The sequence below is a fragment of the Emticicia sp. BO119 genome (genome assembly GCF_013912375.1).
In the GTDB taxonomy this organism is placed as follows: Bacteria; Bacteroidota; Bacteroidia; order Cytophagales; family Spirosomataceae; genus Emticicia.
In genome coordinates, this window is the sequence record NZ_JACETV010000004.1 from 294,993 (window position 1) to 317,874 (window position 22,882).

At 37.5% G+C, this 22,882-nt stretch carries 18 protein-coding genes; 6 read left to right on the forward strand and 12 right to left on the reverse strand.

Going from position 1 to position 22,882, the window contains the following annotated elements:
- Positions 1-4: 4 nt before the first annotated feature.
- The 6 genes from H1R81_RS15170 to bshC form a co-directional block, all read right to left on the reverse strand.
- Complete coding sequence (locus tag H1R81_RS15170; RefSeq protein WP_181841586.1) at positions 5-583, reverse strand: NAD(P)H-dependent oxidoreductase; 579 nt, start codon at positions 581-583, stop codon at positions 5-7.
- Positions 580-999: a DUF3995 domain-containing protein gene (locus H1R81_RS15175; RefSeq protein ID WP_181841587.1), complete on the reverse strand. Its 420-nt coding sequence runs from the start codon at positions 997-999 to the stop codon at positions 580-582. The genes H1R81_RS15170 and H1R81_RS15175 overlap by 4 nt, the downstream gene beginning before the upstream one ends.
- Positions 1,000-1,029: 30 nt before the next feature.
- The gene (locus tag H1R81_RS15180) at positions 1,030-2,376 is read right to left on the reverse strand and encodes a TolC family protein (protein WP_181841588.1); all 1,347 of its coding nucleotides are present in this window, start codon (positions 2,374-2,376) and stop codon (positions 1,030-1,032) included.
- An 85-nt stretch (positions 2,377-2,461) separates the two neighbouring features.
- Positions 2,462-2,896 (reverse strand): PaaI family thioesterase, encoded by a 435-nt coding sequence (locus tag H1R81_RS15185; RefSeq protein ID WP_181841589.1) that lies wholly within the window; start codon positions 2,894-2,896, stop codon positions 2,462-2,464.
- A gap of 34 nt (positions 2,897-2,930) precedes the next feature.
- Positions 2,931-3,548, reverse strand: coding sequence for a TetR/AcrR family transcriptional regulator (locus H1R81_RS15190; RefSeq protein WP_181841590.1), 618 nt, complete (start codon positions 3,546-3,548; stop codon positions 2,931-2,933).
- A 167-nt stretch (positions 3,549-3,715) separates the two neighbouring features.
- Entirely contained in the window at positions 3,716-5,260 is a 1,545-nt protein-coding gene (gene bshC, locus H1R81_RS15195; RefSeq protein WP_181841591.1) for a bacillithiol biosynthesis cysteine-adding enzyme BshC, read from the reverse strand.
- Positions 5,261-5,433: 173 nt separating this feature from the next.
- Between bshC and H1R81_RS15200 the strand changes: the two genes are divergently transcribed.
- The 3 genes from H1R81_RS15200 (at position 5,434) to H1R81_RS15210 (ending at position 10,323) form a co-directional block, all read left to right on the forward strand.
- Positions 5,434-7,401, forward strand: coding sequence for an FAD-dependent oxidoreductase (locus H1R81_RS15200; protein WP_181841592.1), 1,968 nt, complete (start codon positions 5,434-5,436; stop codon positions 7,399-7,401).
- A gap of 361 nt (positions 7,402-7,762) precedes the next feature.
- Positions 7,763-8,575 (forward strand): mechanosensitive ion channel family protein, encoded by an 813-nt coding sequence (locus H1R81_RS15205; RefSeq protein WP_181841593.1) that lies wholly within the window; start codon positions 7,763-7,765, stop codon positions 8,573-8,575.
- A gap of 11 nt (positions 8,576-8,586) precedes the next feature.
- The gene (locus tag H1R81_RS15210) at positions 8,587-10,323 is read left to right on the forward strand and encodes an APC family permease (RefSeq protein WP_181841594.1); all 1,737 of its coding nucleotides are present in this window, start codon (positions 8,587-8,589) and stop codon (positions 10,321-10,323) included.
- A gap of 106 nt (positions 10,324-10,429) precedes the next feature.
- On the opposite strand, the gene H1R81_RS15215 is transcribed toward H1R81_RS15210, so the two are convergent.
- From H1R81_RS15215 to H1R81_RS15225, 3 genes are all read right to left on the reverse strand, one after another.
- Entirely contained in the window at positions 10,430-12,196 is a 1,767-nt protein-coding gene (locus H1R81_RS15215; RefSeq protein ID WP_181841595.1) for a long-chain fatty acid--CoA ligase, read from the reverse strand.
- Between the two features lie 154 nt (positions 12,197-12,350).
- A complete protein-coding gene (gene priA / locus H1R81_RS15220; protein WP_181841596.1) occupies positions 12,351-14,843 on the reverse strand; it encodes a primosomal protein N' in 2,493 nt (830 codons plus the stop codon).
- Positions 14,844-15,087: 244 nt separating this feature from the next.
- A complete protein-coding gene (locus tag H1R81_RS15225; RefSeq protein ID WP_181841597.1) occupies positions 15,088-16,428 on the reverse strand; it encodes an Nramp family divalent metal transporter in 1,341 nt (446 codons plus the stop codon).
- A gap of 147 nt (positions 16,429-16,575) precedes the next feature.
- Between H1R81_RS15225 and H1R81_RS15230 the strand changes: the two genes are divergently transcribed.
- Positions 16,576-17,232 (forward strand): metal-dependent transcriptional regulator, encoded by a 657-nt coding sequence (locus tag H1R81_RS15230; protein WP_181841828.1) that lies wholly within the window; start codon positions 16,576-16,578, stop codon positions 17,230-17,232.
- Positions 17,233-17,393: 161 nt separating this feature from the next.
- Positions 17,394-18,473: an LptF/LptG family permease gene (locus H1R81_RS15235; protein WP_181841598.1), complete on the forward strand. Its 1,080-nt coding sequence runs from the start codon at positions 17,394-17,396 to the stop codon at positions 18,471-18,473.
- A 17-nt stretch (positions 18,474-18,490) separates the two neighbouring features.
- Here H1R81_RS15235 and H1R81_RS15240 read toward each other — a convergent pair whose 3' ends face one another.
- Entirely contained in the window at positions 18,491-19,195 is a 705-nt protein-coding gene (locus H1R81_RS15240; RefSeq protein ID WP_181841599.1) for an SGNH/GDSL hydrolase family protein, read from the reverse strand.
- Positions 19,196-19,337: 142 nt separating this feature from the next.
- On the opposite strand from H1R81_RS15240, the gene H1R81_RS15245 reads away from it, so the two are divergent.
- Entirely contained in the window at positions 19,338-20,534 is a 1,197-nt protein-coding gene (locus tag H1R81_RS15245; protein WP_181841600.1) for an argininosuccinate synthase, read from the forward strand.
- 116 nt (positions 20,535-20,650) lie between these two features.
- Here H1R81_RS15245 and H1R81_RS15250 read toward each other — a convergent pair whose 3' ends face one another.
- The gene (locus tag H1R81_RS15250) at positions 20,651-22,102 is read right to left on the reverse strand and encodes a sulfatase (protein ID WP_181841601.1); all 1,452 of its coding nucleotides are present in this window, start codon (positions 22,100-22,102) and stop codon (positions 20,651-20,653) included.
- Positions 22,103-22,114: 12 nt separating this feature from the next.
- On the reverse strand, positions 22,115-22,861 hold the full coding sequence (locus H1R81_RS15255; protein WP_181841602.1) for a copper homeostasis protein CutC: 747 nt from the start codon (positions 22,859-22,861) through the stop codon (positions 22,115-22,117).
- Positions 22,862-22,882 lie beyond the last annotated feature (21 nt).

Consider the following 22,882-nt stretch of genomic DNA (forward strand, 5'->3'; position numbering starts at 1 on the left):
CTGTTTATTTCTGATTAAAACCTAATTTTTCTACTTTTTTCAGCCAATTTTCACGGTAACTGTCTTTTGAGAGCCTCAAGGGGCCTATAGTTGTGGTACGCACTGGTTTTACCCCACAAAATTCCAGTGTCATTTGTTTCATGGCATAATAAGTAGGTCTGCGATTGTAAAACCAATAGAACCAGGCCGGTTGGTCAAGTGTGCTGATGAGATGACCAGTTTTGCCTGTCAGTAGTTTATCCCACCAAAGGGAATTTTCACGCTTTTTAAAGGCAAGACCGGGAAGAAAAACTCTATCTAAAAAACCTTTCAGCAAAGCAGGAACCGAACCCCACCAGACCGGATAAAAGAATACGAGATGTTCGGCCCATTTAATTTTCTCTATAGAATCCACCAAATCTGGCTCTAATTCAGTGCGCTTTCTGTATCCGAAATGCAGGTTTGGGTCAAAGGATAATTCGTTAATGATTATTTCTTTAACGTCTGCTCCGGATTGGGTTAATCCTTTTTTGTAAGCATCAAATAGTGCAGAATTAAAACTTTCACTATCTGGGTGCCCTTGTATCAGTAATACTTTTTTCATATTTGTAGTGAGGTTAGTAATGCATTTAAACTTAATAAAAGGCAAAGTGGAGAATAAAGCCAAGTACCTGATCTTGCAAATGGAGTATTTGTGATTTTCTTGAAAAAACCAATATAACGAAACTCACCAATGGCCCGGATCAGAAATATAAAGGCTATAATTTTGAGAGCGTAGGTATCTATCCAATCTGGCAGAGTTAATTCTACTAATCCTGCTTTATCTATATGCAATAATGCCATAAAAAATAAACCTAAGGCTACTGTGAGTGTTGCAAACATACCAGGTTGAAAGGTTGATTTTCCTTCTTTACTGGTAGGTATGGCCACAAAACTTCCCCATCTGCCTCCTACGAGCCAATAGAAATGTATCAAAGAAATAAAACCTAAAAGAATAGCATTAAAGATGGCAAAAAACATATTTACTTATGTTTATGATAAATAATCAAATTATCTGACTGCTGCTACCTTATCTAACATGGCTTTTTTTAACAGAATGTCATATTTTGCCAATGACTCCTGTAATTTGGCTGTTATTACTTCGTTTTGCGCTCTCAGGTATTCAACTAAAATAGCTTGTCCATTACGGTAGCGGCTATCAACAACTTTAAAGTATTTTTCGGCCTTTATAGTGCCATCTTTAGCTGTTGGAAGTGTCTTTTGTGCAGCTTCTAATTCAAAATAGGCTTGTGAAACCTGTAATTGAATCTGTTTTTGCACTTCTTCCAGTTTTGTCTCCAACTGATTCTTCTGAATTTTTGCCTGCTGAATCTTCACTCTCTTCTCATGCCCATGAAATACATCCCAGGTTAATCCAATCTGGCCAACAACATAAGCCTGGTCTTTAAAAGTATATCCTTTACCTTGAAAACCGGTATTCCCGCCTATAAATACCTGTGGTCTTAAGGAACTCATTTCCTGCAATTTGATGGCAGATTGACTGGCCTGAATGTTAGCCTTTAGCTGGTTTATTTCCTGACGGTTAGCAATAGACTGCTCACGTGTATCAGCTATATTTACCTGTATATTTGCGTCAAGAAAAATCGTATCAGCAACAATCTCAGTAGCAAAATCACGATTCATCAAAAAATTCAGATACGCCTGGGCTGTATATCGGTTTTTATCCATTACTGCAACCTGTTGGTCAAGTTTACTAACTTCATATTCAGCCGAGTAAACAACATCTTTGGTTGCAACGTTATTATTAACTAATTTTTCATTCAGTTTTACAAAATCACTCAACACTAAACGAGAGGCCGAAAAGATTTTCTGCGCTTCTAAAGTTTGCAGGTATTGCAGATAAGCGATGGTAATATTATAGCGCACTTCGTTTTCAACGATTCGTTTTTTAGCCTCCTGTGCCGATAGCAAGTCTCGTTGGATAAGCAGATTGTACCGGATATCTGTATTATAGACGGGATACTGAAAACTGAATTTGGTATCATGAAAGTTATTGGGGGCTAATAACTCATTGACATTTTCTACCTGTGGAAAAACACTCGAATGAGTCAGTGCATTAAGCGTAGAGTACACCGGATTAAGCAGGTCGCCTACCGGAAACGACAAACGGCGTCCGCCTGCTGCTACAGTATAAGTAGGGGCAAAAGTAATTTTAGGTGAAAAATTGGCCTTTGCAAGTTTTACATTTTCCTGCGCTTTGGCTATTTCAAAAGTTTCTTGTTGCAAAGCCAAATTGTTCTTCAACCCCTCCTGAATATAGGATTCAAGCACAGGTGAAGAAACCTGAGAAAATGCAAAAATAGGGCAGAGGGTTAAGAGTAAAATTAGGTTTTTCATATTTCACTGAAGCTTTTTCAATTAATGAACAGTGTTAAGTAAAAGTGCCAAATAAACCCGTCTTTTGGCAGACGGGGAAAAATACTTAAATTTTCAAGCCTGTAGCTACCATATTGGAAGTACATTTGGCTACTATTTTCTTGTCAGCAGTATATATTGTGCTTGTAATATGAATTACAGTCTTGCCTGCCCTTATAATATTTGATTTTACCAGCAAGGTATCACCTTCTTTCGCAGGTGAAAGATAATCTACGCTCAAATTAACAGTAGTGTAGAAAGTCTCCCGGCCTAACATATAAACGGTCATCCCCATTACATCATCTAACATAGAAGCAGCAGTGCCTCCATGAAGAATTTTTAGCGGATTAGTCATTTCTTCTCTTACTACAAACTCTACTTCAATCGAGCCTTCTTCTACTGCTATCAGTTTACCGTTCATCCATCTGCCTAAACTCGACGGACTTATATCTGCTGCGTATTTGCCAATATTGGCTTTAAAAAATTCTATAACCGGATTCATGCCTTTTGTTTTAATGAATATTGTGAGGATTAAACTAAATTTTTCCTTTTATTAGCTCTACAAATCGCTCATAAGCATGTTCCAGGCGTGGAATACGCTCTCCTTCACGGAACATAGTCGTGCGTTTTCGTAAATGAATTGTTACCAAGCCATGTACTGCTGCCCATATCATCATTGAAGTTCCCTCTACATCATCAATTTTAAAGTATCCTGCCTGAATACACTCCCGGACAATATTGCGAAGCATATCAAAAGCAACGTGTCCATCTTCCCATATTTCTTCACGGCACTCAACGGTTTCAATAGGAGATGACATCAGAAACATCAATTCATATAACTCCGGATTCTCAAAACCATATTGCATATAATATCGCCCCATTGTGATTAATCTTTCAAAGGGGTCTCTGATATTTAACACGCGTTGAAATTGTTCTATAAGCTTCTGGAACGATTCCTGATGTAAATCAAACAATAATTCGCTTTTATCTTTGTAATACAGATAAATGGTTCCGGGGCTATACTCAATCTCATCGGCAATATTACGAATGCTTGTTTTTTCAAATCCTTGTTCAATAAAAAGCTTACGGGCGGCATCCATAATGAGTCGCTTCATTTCGGCTTTTTCTCTTTCTTTTCTTTCGGTAATCCCCATCTATACTGATCTTATGTTAATTAACAGTACAAATAAAATGAACGGTGTTCAGTAAAGCAAGTGTTTTTTGATTTTTTTATTGAAAAACACAAGAAGTGTAAAATGATGAGAGGTAGTAAAGGAGTTTGAAAGTAAAAAAAGCCCGTATATTTGGGCTTTCGATTCATTTATATCTCTATCACATTAAAACTATAATCAAGTGGATTTAAAGTATCTAAAAGCTTTTTGATAAATAGATTATCGCTCAGATAGAAATTCAGGAAGTTTTCTTTTCTTTCCTGTAGCCCTCCGCCTGGAAACAGTTTTTCTTTCAAAGCTAAAAGCTGAGTCACCGAGCCTTCCTGGTTACGTTCTTCTGCTCTTTTGATGCGTTTTTCAAGATGTTCTAAAGAATGAATACTTTTGGCTTTTACGGCTTCTACAGGGCCTTTCATAGTTGCCTCGATAATCAAGGCTTTTTTAAGAATACGCTCAAAAATATCGCTGATTTCATCAATCTCAAAAGCAAGACTTAATGATTTTCTTGAATTCTTTTCAACAAAACTCTTACGGAGTATTACCTCATCGGCAAATAGCTCTTCTGTGGTAATACCAAGTTTATCTATTTTCTTTCTACTGGCTTCATTCACAATCAAGGCAAAATTACGTGGCATCAATAGGGGAAACTGCTCATGATAATGGTCAAAAATCCCTTTCAACTGTAACCAGTAAGGCACTTCGGATGGCCCACCGATATAGGCCAGGTTAGGTAGAATAGTCTCCTGATATAATGGCCTTAAAACCACATTCGGGCTGAATCTTTCGGGGTTACTATCTACCAGTTGCAGGATTTCAGTTTCTGAAAATGTAATATTCGTGTGAAGGATCTTATACTTGCTCTCTTCTTTAACAATTCTTTCTCTGAGGCCGTCTTCCAGATAAAAAAAGTTGATTTCTCTTGGAGTAATTTGGGTATGATAACCCGTAGACTGAAGTTGTTCGGACGTTTCAGTGACGATTTTATTGGCTGTATTTTGTAGTAGGTCGTCTTTAATAATCGGGCTGAAAACAGATTTCAATGCTGCGTCGTCAGCATCTAAACAAATTAAGCCTTCGCTCTCAAACAAATGACTCATATAACATCGTACGGCATTAGCCAACGTACCGTGATTCAGATAAGCATTCTGGAAAAATTCTACTCTTTCAGGTATCTGATCGCAAATCGCCCTTAATTCTGCCGGATTCATACGTCCTACTGCCCCTTTCTGCGTAGTTTCCCATTTATAGTTTTTACCAAATAAGTTAAAAACAGAAATCTCCTCAAAGTCATGGTCTTCGCTTGCCATCCAATAAACAGGTACGAAATTATAATCCGGAAACTCGGCTTTTAGTTTCTTAGCTAAGTTGATAATGGTTACAATTTTGTAAATCACATAAAGCGGACCGGTAAAGATATTCAACTGGTGGCCTGTGGTTACTGTAAAGGTTTTATCATCTAATAGAGGAGAGAAGTCTGGTTTAGAATCAAGCGTTGCATATTGTCTTTCTAAGGCATCTACCAATATCTGACGCTTTTTCTGGGTGAAAACTCTTGATTGAATAGCTTTTCGGAATCCTTCAATGTCAGGAAATTGATTATAAAAAGTAGCAAGCGTTTCGTTTTTTGTGATATAATCTAAAAACAATTTTGGAAAAGCTCCGACGGCTTTTAACTCTAAGGTTTGCGAGGGCATATTTTAGGCGCGATTTCTTTATTTTTCAATAACACGAAAAAGAATAGACAGGTTTCAAATATACTAAATCGAAAGGATATTATTTAAGGGAATAAATTTTATAATACTCATTTCGTTACTTACAAAGAGTAACGAAAATAAATTCTATTTTTGAGAATAAATGTGACTTTTTTATGAAAACACTCCTATTATTCCTCTTCTTATCAAGTTGTTGCCTAGCACAGGTCAAATCTGTCGATGTATGTGTCTATGGCGGAACATCAGCAGGTGTAATAGCTGCCTACACTGCCAAAATGTATGGAAAAACAGTCGTATTAATAGAACCCACCAGAAGATTAGGTGGATTGACTTCGGGAGGACTTGGGCAAACAGATATTGGAAATAAATATGCTATTACAGGTATAGCCAGAGATTTTTATAGAAGAATCGGCAAACATTATGGCCGATTCGAGCAATGGACTTTCGAGCCATCTGTAGCTGAAAAGACCTTTCAGCAATATATCAAAGAAGCCAATGTAGAGGTGCTTTATCAGCATCATTTAAAGAAAGCTGAAAAGCGCGGAACTAAGATTGAAAAAATTCTGGTAGAAAATGGTAAATCAAACCAATGGATTCAGGCAAAGGTTTTTATTGATGCCACCTATGAAGGAGACTTGATGGCGAAAGCAGGGGTGAGTTATACGATAGGTCGGGAAGCCAATTTGGTCTATGATGAAAAATGGAATGGGGTACAATTGTTAGATAAACATCAGTTTCCTGATGGTATTGACCCTTATATAGTACCCGGGAATCCGGCAAGTGGATTGCTTTGGGGAATCAGTAATGAGAAACTGGCAAAAACAGGATCAGGAGATAAGAAAGTACAAACCTATAATTTCAGGCTTTGTCTGACAGATAGTATTGAAAATCAGCTTCCTATTATAAAGCCTGCTAATTATGATGCCTCGAAATATGAGTTATTACTACGTTATATAGAAAAGAAACAACCTAAGGAATTAAATTGGGCATTGATGCACATTCAGCCGATGCCGCACCGGAAGACAGATATTAATAATTCCGGGCCTTTTTCTACAGATATGATTGGGGAAAACTACAATTATCCAGAAGCAAATTATGCAACTCGTCAGAAGATTCAGCAGAAGCATGAAGATTATATCAAGGGGTTTCTGTATTTCTTAGGCAATGACGCAAGAGTGCCGGAGCATCTGAGAACAGAGATGAAGAAATGGGGGTATCCGAAAGATGAATATATAGAGAATAATCATTTTAGTCAGCAGATGTACGTAAGAGAAGCCCGCAGAATGATAGGAGAATATGTGATGACTGAACATCATTGCGAAGGCAGACAAACCGCAGGAGACGGCATAGGCATGGCGGCTTATACGATGGATTCACATAATTGCCAGCGAATAGTAGTGAATGGGATGGTAAAGAATGAGGGCGATGTGCAGCAGGGTTTGGGCGGTTTACCTCCGTATCCGATTTCTTATTGGTCTATTTTGCCTAAAAGGACTGAATGCACGAATCTTCTGGTTCCTGTTTGTTTGTCGGCCACACATATCGCCTATGGGTCTATCCGTATGGAGCCTGTTTTTATGGTATTAGGGCAATCGGCTGCGACAGCTGCTAATGTGGCGATTGATACGAATATAGGTTTACATGAAATTGACGTTAAAAAATTGCAACATGAATTAAATGGCAATCCATTAGCCAATAAAAGTCAGGCTGAGATACTGGTGGATAATGATTATTATCAGGTAAAACTAAATGGAAACTGGACGGTTGCGCCAAAAGGCTATGGAAGATACGGTAAAAACTACCTGCTTGATGAATCGAAAGGAGCAGAAGAAAAATCGGTTATTTATAATCCCGGCATTCCTATTACAAAGAAGTATAAGGTTTATATCTATTTCCCACACCTCGAACAGCTATCCAAGCAAATCCAGGTCAATATCTTAACTAATTCAGGCAAAGAAACTGTAATGCTGAAACCGCAAAATACAGAAAGCGATTGGCTATATGTAGGGGAGTTTTTTTTCGAAAGAGGATTCGGGAATACACTTGAAATTACTAATCAGGGTGCGGATGGAGCTGTGATTGCCGATGCAGTATTGTTTATACCGGATAATTCTAAAGAATAGAAGATTAGATATCAAAATATAATATTCAGTCTTGAGCTTTTATATTGAATTAATAAGTCTAACCTTATTATAAACTCCTGAAGCGCAAAAATTTACAAAAGACCTATCAATAGGTATATCTGTAAAACACGCCTATATATAGGTAGTAAGGCCATAATTGCAAGACCTAAGTAACAAGCCGTAGCAAAACAAGCTATAATAATAAGAAAAGAAAAAATAGAACATTATATATATCTAAATTTGAAGAAAAAATAAATAATGCTACTTTGCATGGGTAAATGCATAAAATGCCAACTCTCTGGTTGAAATTGATCAATTTTAGGAATATCTGTTTTCTGATTGATAATTAAATACAAACCTTATGAACCTTCAGGAAATCCTTAATTATTCTATTATAAAAATCGGAGCATTCGACCTACGAGTGTCATCTATTCTTGGAATCGCTCTTTTATTCTTCTTTACTATATTTGTAATTCATACAGTAAAAAGGGCTATTTACCGGACTAAAAAAATTGATGAAGGAAAAAAGTATTCTCTCTTTAACCTTTTTAAATATGCCATTCTGATATTTGCTATTGTTTATGGCTTTAATATTTTTGGATTAGATATTTCTGTAATTCTGGCAGGCTCAGCTGCACTCTTAGTCGGTCTGGGTATTGGTTTGCAGACACTTTTTAAAGATTTTATATCTGGTATTATTTTACTTGTTGATGCATCAATAAAAGTTGGTGATATTATTGAGGTAAATGAAATTGTTTGCCAGATCAGCGAAATTAACCTTCGGACTACCACAGCCCTCACACGCGACGATAAATATATTATTCTTCCTAATTCAATGCTTACCTCAAATCATATTCAGAACTGGACTCATTTAGGGGCAATTTCACGCTTCGAAGTAAAAGCCAACGTTGACTATAGTACAGATATAAGAGCAGTAGAAGCAATTCTGGTTGAATTGGTAAGTGAGCATAGTGCCGTCATGCCCGAACCCCGGCCTTTTGTAAGATTCACAGAATTTGGTGATTCTGCCTTGTTCTTTTCGGTCTTTTTCTGGACAAATGATTTGTTTAGGGTCGAAAATATAAGGAGTGAATTAAGATTCAGTATATTTGAAAAATTTAAAGAACATAAAATCGTCATTCCATTCCCTCAGCACGATATTCACATGAAATAAGATGCCTATATATGAACGCACATAAAAAGTTAAGTGAATTTGCAGCTACCGCTATTTGTGGAAACGATATTACCTCTTCCTGCTTATATGTTTCGGCGTTGTCTATCTTATATGCCGGACAATACGCCTGGATTTCACTAATCATAGTAGCTGGGGTTTTATATCTCTTCAGAAAAATTTATGGGGAGTCCGTCGGCGCTTTACCACTTAACGGAGGAGCCTACAACATTCTACTCAATACTACCTCTAAAAGCAATGCGTCTGTTGCCGCATGTCTTACTATTCTTTCCTATATGGCTACGGCCGTAATATCTGCAACTGAGGCCATGCATTATCTGCATAGTTTAGTAAAGTCAACACCAGTTATATGGGCAACTGTAGGTTTGTTATTTTTCTTCCTTGTTCTTATTATTTCAGGCATAAAGGAATCTTCTAATGTAGCTATATTTATTTTTACTGTTCATATGTTATCAATGATTTTATTGATTCTTAGTGCGGTTTGGTTTGTGTTGAACAATGGTTTTTCTGTTTCAGAACTGAATTTTAAAGAACCCGTTAAAGGTAGTATTCCGGTGGCCCTCTTTTTCGGATTCTGTACAGCTATGCTTGGCATATCGGGTTTCGAAAGCTCTGCTAATTTTATTGAAGAACAAGATAAAGGGGTATTTAGAAAAACCCTGAGGAATATGTGGGTTGCCGTAAGTATTATCAATCCGCTAATGGCGCTTGCTATTATAACGGTAGTTCCGATTTCGGCAGTTAAAGAACACCAGGAGGTTCTTTTATCTCATTTAGGAGGTGTCACAGGTGGTTCAACATTGGCAACACTTATCTCAATTGATGCTGTTTTAGTATTAAGCGGTGCTGTTCTTACTTCTTACGTGGGTGTTGCGGGATTAATGAAAAGAATGACTTTAGATAGAATTCTGCCGCAATTTTTAATAAAAGAAAATAGTAAAGGCTCTTCGCCAAGAATATTAGTCGTGTTTTTTTTATTGTGTATTTCTGTTTTGTGGATAACAAAGGGAGAGTTAGAACCATTGGCAGGTGTATATACCATATCCTTTCTTTTAGTAATGGCATACTTTGGTGTAGGTAATTTTTTATTAAAAGTAAAAAGAGAAAAACTTCCAAGACCCGAATATGCCCAACCTTTTGTAGTAGTGATTGCCATTCTGGCTATTTTAGCTGCCATATACGGAAATGTCAAATTACATCCTAAATATCTGGTTGTTTTTCTACAGTATTTTATTCCGACTATTCTCGTTATTTCTCTTTTTTTAAATAGAAATTATGTATTGCAATACTTTTTGTTTTTGATGCGTACTTTTTTTGAGTCTTTCAAAAAGAACGTAAGATATATCGAACTAAAGATAACAAGAACCATCAATAAACTATCAATGCAGGAGTTTGTGTATTTTTCAAAAGGAGATAATATAGCATTACTCAATAAAGTAATTATGTATGTTGAAGAAAACGAAATTACAAAAAGACTAAAAATTGTGACTGTGATTGATAAGAATAAAAAGGTAGATGAAAAATTCATGAACGATTTTCGGACTTTGGATAGAGCATACCCCGATATTGACTTAGAATATATCGAGGTAGAAGGTAAGTTTGGGCCTGAGTTAATTCAGGAATTGAGCGAAAAATGGAAAATCCCTAATAATTTTATGTTTATAAGTGCTCCAAGTGATAAATTCCCCTATCGGGTTTCAGAATTAAATGGCGTACGACTTATTATGTAGTGTGTGTTTCTGGTATTTAAAAACTAAGGTAAGGCCGTATTTTTACGACTATTCTCAATCTGGTAAGTTTTTAAACATTCAAAGAAACGCAGCCTGTCAGGAGATTTTATTCATACATCGCATCAATCAAATTTTTATACTTATTCATGATTACCTTTCGCTTAGGTTTAAGGGTTGGGGTAATTTCACCATTTTCTATCGTCCAGGGAGTAGCTAATAACGCTATTTTTTTTACCTGTTCATAGGGTGCAAATTCTTTATTAAAACGATTTACCTCCTCCATAATCAGTTTATTTGCATCATTATTTTTTACAATTTCGGCATCAGAAGCATAAGGGATATTTTTTGATTTAGCCCATTCTTTTAATGCCGCAAATTCCGGTATAATCAATGCCCCCGGGAATTTCTGTCCCTCACCAACAACCATGATTTGCTCTACATAAACCGATTCCTTTATTTTGTTCTCTAATACCTGTGGCGCTACATACTTGCCCCCTGATGTCTTGAATATTTCTTTCTTACGATCGGTTATTTTCAGAAATTTTCCTTCTACCAGAGTGCCAATGTCGCCTGTATGAAGCCAGCCGTCGGTGTCAATAGCTTCTTTGGTTTGTTCAGGTAAATTATAATAACCTACCATCACATTAGGGCCTTTGTAGAGAATCTCGCCATCGTCGGCTATTTTTATCGTGCCACCGTCAATAACAGGGCCTACTGTGCCAATTCTTAAATCTAAAGGTTTTACACGATTGGTAGCAATTACAGGCGAGGCTTCAGTCATACCGTAACCCTCTGAAACCGGAATACCCGCTGCCCAGAAAACTCTGGCTAAACGAGGTTGCAGAGCTGCAGCCCCCGAACATATCATTCTTATATTGCCGCCGAGGGCTTCCTGCCATTTACTGAAAACTAATTTCTGAGCAAGCTTTAATTGTTGATTATACCACCAGCCACCATCCATATTAGGGTCATATTTAAGCCCTAAATCTAATGCCCATAAGAAGATACGGCGTTTTAAGCCACTTAATCCATAACCCGTGGCTACTATTTTATCATAGACTTTTTCGAGTAGACGAGGTACAGTCGTAAATATTTGAGGTTTTACATCTTTAAGGTCTTCTGCAATTGTACCCATATTCTGGGCATAATAAATAGATACTCCCAAGCGCATATACAGATACAATACCATACGCTCATACACATGATTCAATGGCAGAAAACTCAAGGCACGACATTCAGCGTCAATCGGGAAGTAATCTTTACAACCTTCAAAGTCGCTGATAATGTTGTTGTGTGTCAACATTACACCTTTCGGCTTGCCAGTAGTGCCGGAGGTATAAATCAATGTGAGTAAATCATCAGATTTAATAGACTTTTTAATGGTCTCTATTTTTGATTTATTTTCCTTATCCTCATTTTCACTTATATCTTTCCAGTAATTAGCCCCTTTGATTTTATCAAAAGTGTAGATTGCCTTAATACCCGGAGCTGTCTTAGCGGCTTCTTGTGCTCTTTCCAATAAGGTTTCATCACCTACAAACACATAGGTAATGTCGGCATCCTGAAAAATGTATTTATAATCCTCAACCGTAATATTCGGATATAAAGGAACGCTGATTGCTCCTACTTGCTGAATCCCAAAGTCAACAATATTCCATTCAGGGCGGCTTTCAGAAATAATGGCAATTTTATTCCCCTTTTTTACACCTAACTTTAAAAAACCATAGCTAAGCTGATTGATACTGTCAATAAATTCATTGGCTGAGATTTTTACCCATTCTCCTTGAAGTTTAGAAGCAAAAACATCGGGTTTATTGTACTGGGCAATCGATTCGGTTAATAAATCGAATATACGGGTTATAGGCTGAGACATATTTAATAGGCGTTTGAATAAAGACAAATGTAAAGAAAATATTTTCTGGCAAAACAAACACCTGAAAAACCCATTTAATTTTTTTATTTAATGACTGTAAATGTCAGCCGAATGAACGTTTACAGTCATTAAAATAAGCCTGAAAAGATGTGTGCTATACAGCATCAACATCAACCACTACGTCCACCTCTTTATGTTCTTTTTGCTGATGCAGTTCGTCTATTTTTTCTCTTAAAAAGCTTTTGGCAGCTTTGATATTCAGCTTGTCTTTTTCAAGTTTAAGCATAATATCAAATAAGAACTTATTACGTATTCTTTCAATCAGCGATTTTTCAGGGCCTAATACCCGGGCTTTACCTAATTTTTCCAGAAGTTTTTCGGCTAACCAATGGGCTGCCTTCTCTGCTTTTTCCTGTTCTTCATGTTTTAAGGTAATTGAAATGATCCGGGTAAACGGTGGATAAAAGTAGCTATCTCTCTCGGCTATTTCATGTGTATAGTATCCCTGATAATCATTAATTACTACTTTTTGTAATAAAGATTGCTGGGTGTCATTAGTCTGAATCAACACCAGTCCCTTTTTGGCACGTCGTCCGGCTCTTCCACTTACTTGTGTCAGCATCTGAAAAGCCCGCTCCGAAGCCCTGAAATCAGGGAAATGAATCATGCGGTCGGCATCGAAAATTCCTACCAGACTCACCTGGTCAAAATCAAGTCCTTTGCTAATCATTTGCGTACCTACCAGAATGTCTGTTCCTCCCTGCTCAAATTCAGTAATGATATTCTGATAGGCGTTTTTGGTACGTGTAGTATCTAAATCCATGCGCTGAACCCGTGCAGTGTCAAACATTGCTTTCAGGTCTTCCTCGAGTTTCTCTGTTCCAAAACCAATCGTGCGCAATTTACCCGAACCACAAACCGGACAAACCTTTGGTATTTCCTCTTTATGCCCACAATAGTGGCATCTTAACTCAGTGGAGTGCATATGGTAAGTCAAACTCACGGCACATTGTTGGCATTCAGATACCCAGTTACACTCCTGGCAATTAAGATAGGGTGAATAACCCCTTCGGTTCTGAAAAATAATGGTCTGCTCTTTATTTGCTAAATTCTGCTGAATCTGGTTATAGAGTACACTCGAAAAGTCGTTCTTCATGGTTTTAGCTTTTCGCTCTGCTTTTAAGTCCACCAGCATAATATCAGGTAATTGTGCTTCGCCATACCGTTGGTTAAGTGTTACCAACCCATATTTACCCATTTGTGCCTGGTAATAGCTTTCGATAGATGGTGTAGCCGAACCGAGTAGTATTTTTGCTCCTTGTTTTAAACCCAGCATAATACCTACATCACGGGCATGATACCGCGGAGCAGGGTCAAACTGCTTATAAGAAGTTTCGTGCTCTTCATCAATAATCACTAAACCTAAGTTATCTAATGGTAAGAATATTGCTGAGCGCACACCAACTACAAACTGATATTTTCCGTCTACAATGCCCCTCCATACCTCTACTCGTTCGTTATCAGAAAATTTAGAATGATATACCCCCATTTTATCACCAAATACCCGCTTGAGCCTTACAACTATCTGGGTTGTCAGAGCAATTTCAGGCAATAAATAAAGTACCTGCGAACCGCCATCTAATACTTTCTGAATCAAATCAATATAGATTTCGGTTTTACCACTACCCGTGATACCATGCAACAGCACAATGTCTTTCTCAGAAAATTGTTGCATAATTTCATCACTTGCCACTTGTTGAGTATTAGTTAATTCTATTCTTAATGGCTCATCAGGTGCTTCGTCACCAAAGCGTGAAACAACTACTTCAAATTGTTCTAAAATACCTTTATCTAATAAGGTTGACAGGGCAGAATCAGAGGTTTCACCCTGTGTAAAAAGTGTTTTATCTACACCTTGATGATTTTTTTCTGACAACTCATTTATGGGGATATTTCGGAGATACTCCATAATAACCGTTTGTTGCTTGGGTGATCTGGTAAGCGAATCAATCAGATTCAACACTTCTTCACTCCCTTCGTAAACTCTTTTCAGGCGTATTTTCTTGGCGATTTTCGGCTTGTATTTTTCTTTTACCTCTTCATACATAATAATGGCGTGCTTACCGATCAATGATTTAATCATCGGATTGATATTCTTTTCGCCCACAAACTTGATGGCATCGTCATAGGTAAGAGAAGTATGGATTTTAAGAATCTCTAAAAATTCCACCTCTTTTTCTTCTAATAATTCAGGGTGATCAAAGTCAGGATTTGCCTGTATCCTTGACTGGCTGCTTACTTTCAGACCCGACGGAACGGCTACATTCATTACCTCGCCAATACAGCACATATAATATTCGGCGATCCAGTCAAAAAGCCATAATTGTGAAGGGGTGATGAGGGGGTCAGTGTCTAACAATTCTAAAATGTACTTGGCCTGATATTTCTCGGGTGGTTTAGTATGAATTTTTCCGACTACAGCAGTTACAACTCGATTTCTGCCGAACTGTACAATCACTCTTGCCCCGATTTTAATATCAGTTGCCAGATGGCGTGGAACGCGGTAAGTAAACATACGTGGAATAGGTACGGGCAAAATTACATCAGCAAAGTAGGTGGTTTCAGTTGAAAAAATATCTTCTGTCATCTTCAGATAATGGATTAAAAATAAAAATAAGCACTATTTAACAATACAACAGCACACAAATGTTTATTAACGATTATTTGCTTGGCCATTGTTTCATGGGCTACCTAAGATATTAAAAACTCAGGTAATTAACAGTTAAAGTAGATACTTAATTCAAAACAATGAAGAATTGAACAGGATATAAGCAGGATAAAAAAAGGAGTAAGAATACGATTCCTACTCCTACAAAGATACATAAAAAATTTTAAAAAATAGTATCAAAAAGCAGATACGCATTTAAGGAAATAATGATAACTGCCACTATCCACGAAGTATATTTTATCAGATTTGAGTTCACAAATTCACCCATTTTGAGTTTGCTTGATGTAAAAGCTACCAGAGGCACTACAGCAAAACTTAATTGCAGGGATAAAATTACCTGACTAAGTACCAGTAGGTCAGAAGTACCCCGCTCGCCATAGATAATGGCTACAATCAAAGCAGGAATAATCGCAATTAAACGAGTAATTAATCGGCGAAGCCAAGGTTTGAGTTTGATATTCAGAAAACCCTCCATTATTATTTGTCCGGCCAGTGTACCTGTCAGGGTAGAGTTTTGTCCTGCTGCTAAAAGGGCTACCGCAAAAAACAAACCGGCCAGTTTTACACCAAGAATCGGGTCGAGCAGGTGATAGGCATCGGTAATATCGGCCACGTGCTGATTATCAGAGAAATGGAATGTTGCAGCAGCCATTATCAGAATAGCCGCATTTATAAAGAAGGCGATAAATAATGAAGCCGTAGAATCAATCGTAGCAAATTTAATAGCGCTCTTTTTGGCTGCGCTTGTATTCTTAATTTTACGTGTTTGCACAATGCTTGAATGTAAATACAGATTATGTGGCATTACTGTTGCGCCCAGAATCCCGATGGCGATATAGAGCATTTCAGGATTCACCACAATTTGTGCATCAGGTACTAAGCCCCTGGCTACTCCAAACCACTCAGGGTTTGAGACAATAATTTCATAACCAAAGCATAATAAAATAATAAGAATCAATCCACCTACTATTACTTCAATGATACGAAAACCTTTGTTCTGTAAAAACAGAATGAAGATTACATCAATAGCTGTGATAACAATACCATAAGTAAGCGGAATACCAAAAAGTAAATTTAATGCTACTGCTGCGCCTATTACCTCTGCTAAATCACAGGCCGCAATGGCCACTTCGGCTAAAATCCATAAAACAAACGAAACAGGCCTGGAATAAGCATCCCGACAAGCCTGTGCTAAGTCTCTGCCTGTGGCAATACCTAACTTTAATGAAAGGTGTTGCAAAAGCATGGCAAATAAATTAGATATTAAAATAACCGACAGTAGGGTATAACCAAACTTGGCACCTCCGGCAATGTCTGTAGCCCAGTTTCCCGGATCCATATACCCTACGGCTACCATCAATCCTGGCCCGATGAATGCCGAAAACTTTTTCCAGAAACCTCCTTTGTCAGGAATATTTATACTGCCGTGTACTTCTGGTAATGATACATTGTCTGATGATTTCTTCCAACCTTTGTGTTGTTCAACCGTTACTGACTTATTCATAGTGGTTCTATTGCACTGAATCTATATTTTATGCAATATTAAAAATAAAAATATATAAATCAAAATTAATTTTTAGGTTTGTCTAAAAATTTGATTAATTGGTTAGAAAACGTACTTTTGCAGGGTATTATCATCACGCTAAAGGCTATGACTTCATTCACAGAAGAAAATTATCTTAAAATAATCTATATGCTTACTGAACTGAACGGGGGGAATGAAGTAAGTACAAACGAACTGGCCGAACATACGCAAACAAAGGCTGCTTCGGTATCAGATATGCTACGAAAGCTGGCGGAAAAGAATTTGATTAATTACCGTAAGTATCAGGGTGTTACACTAACGAAAGAAGGGCAATATATAGCATTAGGGGTGATTCGCAAACACCGTTTATGGGAGGTTTTTTTGGTAGAGAAATTAGGATTTGGCTGGGACGAGATTCATGATATTGCCGAGCAACTGGAACATATAGATTCAAAAGAACTGACAGAGAAGTTAGACAAATTTTTAGGGAATCCGCAATTTGACCCACATGGTGACCCGATTCCTGATGCAAAAGGTAAAATGCCATCGATGACCTCTTGTAAATTGTCGGAAGTGCCTATTGACCAAACAGTAGTGATGGTGGGAGTATTAGTACATTCACCCGCTTTTTTGCAGCATTTAGACAAAAACCAGATCACTTTAGGTAGTACAATCAAGATACAGGAAATCAGTGAGTTTGATAAATCATATATTGTTTTACTCAATAATAGCCAGTCAGTTTTTATCAGTAATGAAGTAGCGAAAAATCTGCTGGTAAAATAAGGTCTGTTAAAGTTTTATAAATTCAACTCAGAATAAGTATCATTTTATAATTTTGGGCGTTAGAAAGAATATTTTCGTACACAAGAGAATAGACACTATTCTCTTTGTTGTTTACAACAAACCAGACATGAGAGGTTTGGTAAACCATTAATGAGTCTTTCATGAATATATTAGATAAATACCTGATCAAACGGTTTCTTACCACTTATGTTTTTGCTGTTGTTGTTATCGTTCTGATTATTATGGTAATTGACTTTGTAGAAAAAAACGATGATTTTATTCAGAAGCAAGCACCTATGCGGGCTATTCTGCTACAATACTACGCCAACCTTGCTCCTTACTGGGCCAATTATATCAGCCCGTTAATGATTTTTATTTCTACCGTATTTTTTACGGCTCAGATGGCCGCACATACCGAAATTGTGGCGATTCTGAGTAGCGGTATAAGCTTCAGAAGATTGATGCTCCCCTATTTTATTGGGGCGTCTATCATTGCTGTTTTTTCATTTGTAATGGTAGGGTGGATTCTGCCGCGTGCTAATACTGAAAGATTAGCTTTTGAAAATGTGTATGTCAACGATAAGTTTTATTTTTCTGCCCGTGATTTCCACACAGCCGTAGCACCAAATACCTACGCTTATATGTCGAGTTATAACAACGAAGCAAAAACAGGATACGATTTTACTTTAGAGAGAATAGTTAATAATAAATTGGTAGAAAAGTTATCAGCCAAACGCATTACCTGGGACGATAGCACTAAGAAGTGGAAACTGCATGATTATAAAATCCGTACTTTAGGAATTATGAAAGACAGGATGGTATATGGTACAAGTCCTAAAGACACGGTTATTAACTTGTTTCCAAAAGATTTTGAAAGTGAACGTCAGATACAGGAGTCTTTCACAATTCCCGAACTTCAAGAGAAAATTGACCTGATTAATAGTCGTGGTGCCGAGGGTATAGAAACTTTTCAGATTGAACTATACCAGCGTTTTGCTACACCATTCGCTGTAATTATTTTATCCTTAATGGGTTTGATAGTATCTGCCCGTAAAGCCCGAGGTGGGGTAGGTTTCCAGATTGCTATCGGATTTGTTTTGGCGTTTGTTTATATCCTATTTTACATTATGTCAAAAGGGATTGCCGAATCGGGAAATATGCCACCTATTTTAGCTGTCTGGTTACCTAATATTGTTTTCGGTATTATCGGAACGGTAATGTATTTTACAGTTCCAAGATAATATAGCTATAATATAAATTATTCTCTCAAAATTATTTCTGCCGTACTTCTGGCTTTAATTGCCCATAACTCGTGCATTTTACCTGAAAAATGTAGCTGGTCACTGGCAATATAAGCGGCATCGGTATGCTCACGGGTAATTGAGGTAATATCCAGAAAAGGCACACCTGCTTTTCTGCACTCATCTTTAGCTACTGTATTGAACTCGTCAATTTCTTTAGCTATTTTCTGCGTATTGCGAGAGGCAGCAAAAGGCGTTACACCATAATCAGGAATTGATAGGACAAATACTTTTTTAAAATCTCCATGTGCAAATCTGGCACTGATTTGCAATAACTCTCTGAATTCGGCTCTGTATTTATCTATGCTTTGTCCGCGATATTGGTTATTGACGCCTATGAGCAAAGACACCATATCATATTGATTAGTATTTTTACTATCAGCAATGGCTTGTATCAACTCTTCGGTTGTCCAGCCTGTGCGGGCAATAATATCATGTTTTGTAATCGTAAATTTATCTTTTAGTAGGTCAATCAGATACATACTCCAGCGGTCTTTTTCGAGCACACTTTCACCAATGGTATAAGAATCACCCAAGGCTAAAAAAGTTCTGTCCGGGCCTGTTCCGATTGGTTTCGGAATAGAGACCATCTCGGTTGTATCGGTCATGGCGCATGATAAAAATAAACCAATAGATAAGATGAAAGTGATGATTTTTGACATATAAAAACGGAGCCTTTTTTACAAGATTAAAGATTAAAGTATAATTATATTTATACATATATACGAGAATATAGGGATAGAAGTCCTATTTTTGCAAAATTTTTATTAAAACCAATATTTCCGTTTTAACGGCTGATGTAATATGAAAGTTGTTTTAGCATATAGTGGAGGATTAGATACCTCGTTTTGTGTAAAATACCTGACCGAAGAATTAGGTCATGAAATACACTCTGTATTGGTTGATACGGGTGGTTTTACAGAAGAAGAAATCAAGGATATTGAGACAAAAGCTTATGAATTAGGCGTGAAACACCATCATACAGCTCGTATGGTAGATGAATATTATCAGAAGTGTATTCGCTATCTGGTATATGGCAATATCCTGAAAAACAATACTTATCCGCTTTCTGTCAGTGCTGAGCGTATGTTTCAGGCGGTTGCTGTGGCTGATTATGCCAAACAGATTGGCGCAGAAGCTGTAGCACATGGAAGTACAGGTGCCGGAAATGATCAGGTACGTTTTGATATGGTATTCAGAATTGTACTACCAAATGCACAGATTATTACACCAATCCGCGATTTACGTTTATCGCGTGAGGCAGAAATTGAGTTTTTGAAATCAAAGGGAGTTGTTCGTGAGTGGCATAAAGCCGCTTACTCTATTAATAAAGGTTTGTGGGGAACCTCGGTAGGTGGTAGAGAAACTTTAACGTCAGATGGTTTCTTACCAGAAAGTGCCTTCCCGACGCAGGTTACGAAGAAGAAAGGTAGTGAAGTAACGCTACAGTTTGTGAAAGGGGAGTTGAAAGGTGTCAATGGTCGTCGTTTCAAAAATCCGGTAGATGCTATTCGTCGTTTATCGGAATTAGCTTCTCCATATGGTATCGGTCGTGATATTCACGTGGGTGATACAATCATTGGTATCAAAGGTCGTGTGGGTTTTGAAGCAGCCGCTCCGTTGATTATCATAAAAGCGCACCATTTGCTGGAGAAACACGTATTAACCAAATGGCAACAATACTGGAAACAGAATTTAGCTGAGTGGTACGGAATGTTATTGCATGAAGGACAATTCCTTGAGCCATTAATGCGTAATATTGAAACTTTCTTAGAAAGTACACAATCAAACGTAACAGGTGAAGTGCGCGTACAATTAGCACCTTATCATTTCCAATTATTAGGTATTAAATCTGATTACGATATGATGTCGCCGGTATTTGGTAGCTATGGCGAAATGAATAATGCGTGGAGTGGTGATGATGTAAGAGGTTTCTCGAAAATCATGTCAAACCAGGTAATGATTCATGAGAAAATAGCTGAATTGGCTACTAAGAAGTAAGATTTAGTTATATATATTAAAACCCCATAAATAGAGATATTTATGGGGTTTTAGCGTTTTATGAACCCATTAAATTGTGGCGCGATCTTCCAGTTCACGCCACAATTTAACGACATTTAAAAAGGCCCCTTCGCATTAATCCTATCAGCCTGCTTAGCTGCTCCGGGCATCTCTCCCCTTATATCTTTTTCCTGCAATGCTTTGCCTGTTTCTCTATGATACCAGTCAGGTGTCAGTTTCGCCGGGCTTGTATCCCCTGTCTCTGTCTGCCAGACTGCTAAAGTGCTTTTAAGCTGATTGATTGTTGCTTTATATCTGGGATTATTAATCTGGTTATTAATTTGAGCAGCATCATATCTCATATCATAAAACTCGGCAGTAGGGCGGGGTTTTACGAATACTTCTTTTTGTAATGGGGTTAATTGGGCTTTATTCTTTTTCAAAGCTAAAGCCGACGGGCTTTGATTAGCATCAATCGGGCCACCATTATTTAATTCCGGACGAAGATTAATTAAGTAAAGAAAATCTTTGGTACGTATAATTCGTTCGTAGGCTTCGTAATCATGCCAATTATGTTCTGCAAAAATATATTGTCTGAAATTGGCTTTTGGTGTTTTTAATAAATTGGCAAAGCTTTGTCCTTGAATAGTATTAGCTGGCTTTACACCTGCTAATGCTAATAAAGTTGGGGCAATATCAATTGTACTCACCAAAGCATCTGTTTGTTGCTTGCTTTTAATCCCATTTCTCCATTTGATAATAAAAGGTGTTTTGATACCTCTGTCATATAATAAGGTTTTATTGCCTGAGAAAGGACGGGCATTATCAGCTGTAAAAATAATAATGGTGTTGTCTGCAATGCCTTGATGTTCCAGTTCTTTCCACAGTTCCCCAATATAATAATCCAATCGACCTATTTCATTGTAATAAGAAGCTAAATCCTGACGAGTAGCTTTAGTATCAATCAATGTATTAGGAACCTGAACTTCTTTCTCTGGATTATGTGTGATCTTAAAATTATCTGCCGACCAATCTCTATGGGCATCAAAAGGTGCCAGCCAGAAAAAGAATGGTTTATCTTTAGGTCTTGCCCGAAGAATATTTATCCATTGCTCTTCCCCACCTGAACCATTCAGTTTTTCTCCAGCCAGTAAGGTGTCATAGGCTCGTTTGGTATTTTTGCCCTCATGCCATTTGCCCATTAATGCGGTATAGTAGCCAGCATCTTTTAATTGCTCAGGAAAATAAGTAAGATGCGCAGGAAGTTGAGTGTGTAATTCGGCTGCGCCTGAATTATGGGGGTATCTGCCTGTAAGAATGCTTGTACGGCTTGGGCTGCACGAACTGGAAGTAACAAACATATTATTAAATAATAATCCCTCCTGCGCCATTCTATCAATATTGGGGGTTTTCACTAAAGGATTGCCATAACAACCAATATCATCATGGCTGATGTCGTCACCAATAATAAAAATAATATTAGGCGTAGTAACTTTAGGTGTGTTTAACCATGCCGATAGGCTTATGCCTATCACTAGCAAGAAAGCTATACCTGAATACTTTCTCATTGCCATAAAGGGTTATAGGTGATATTTTTTAGTAGTTATAATATCTACTACGGCTTTGCAATTATCAAAATTGGCCTCGTACATTTCAAACTCATTAGTCAATACGGCACTTGCCATACTTACATCATCTTTCCGGTATTCCATTTGGCTATTGACTATACCTTTGCCCGTCATATGTAGAGCATGAACGCCTGCTTCTAATAGGTGGGCCGCATTATTGGCAGTTACGCCACCTCCTGCCATGATTTCAATTCTATCACCTGCTTTTTCAGCTAAGATTCTTAATAAGTCTAATCCTTCATTGACATTATTTTTCTGTCCTGAAGTAAGTATTCTTTCACAACCAAGTTCAATAATAGTTTCTAAAGCTTCAAATGGCTTTGCACAAACATCAAAAGCTCTATGAAAAGTCACTTTCATCGGGTGGGCTAACTCTACCAATTCTTTGGTGCGAGATACATCAACACTTCCATCAGGATTTAAAAGGCCGAATACTACGCCATCTGCCCCTGATTCTTTAGCTATCTGAATATCCGCCTTCATGACATCAAATTCGGTTTCTGAATAACAGAAATCACCTCCACGTGGGCGAATCATGACGTATAGTTTAATTGTGAGATTCTGGCGCGCCAGTTTTATTAAGCCTGCTGAGGGGCTTGTACCTCCTTCAAACATACCTCCACATAATTCGATACGGTAAGCACCTGCCTTTTGTGCTGTCAGGCAGGATTCTAAGGAAAAGCAACAAATTTCTAACATTCTATTTCTATGGTTCTTTTA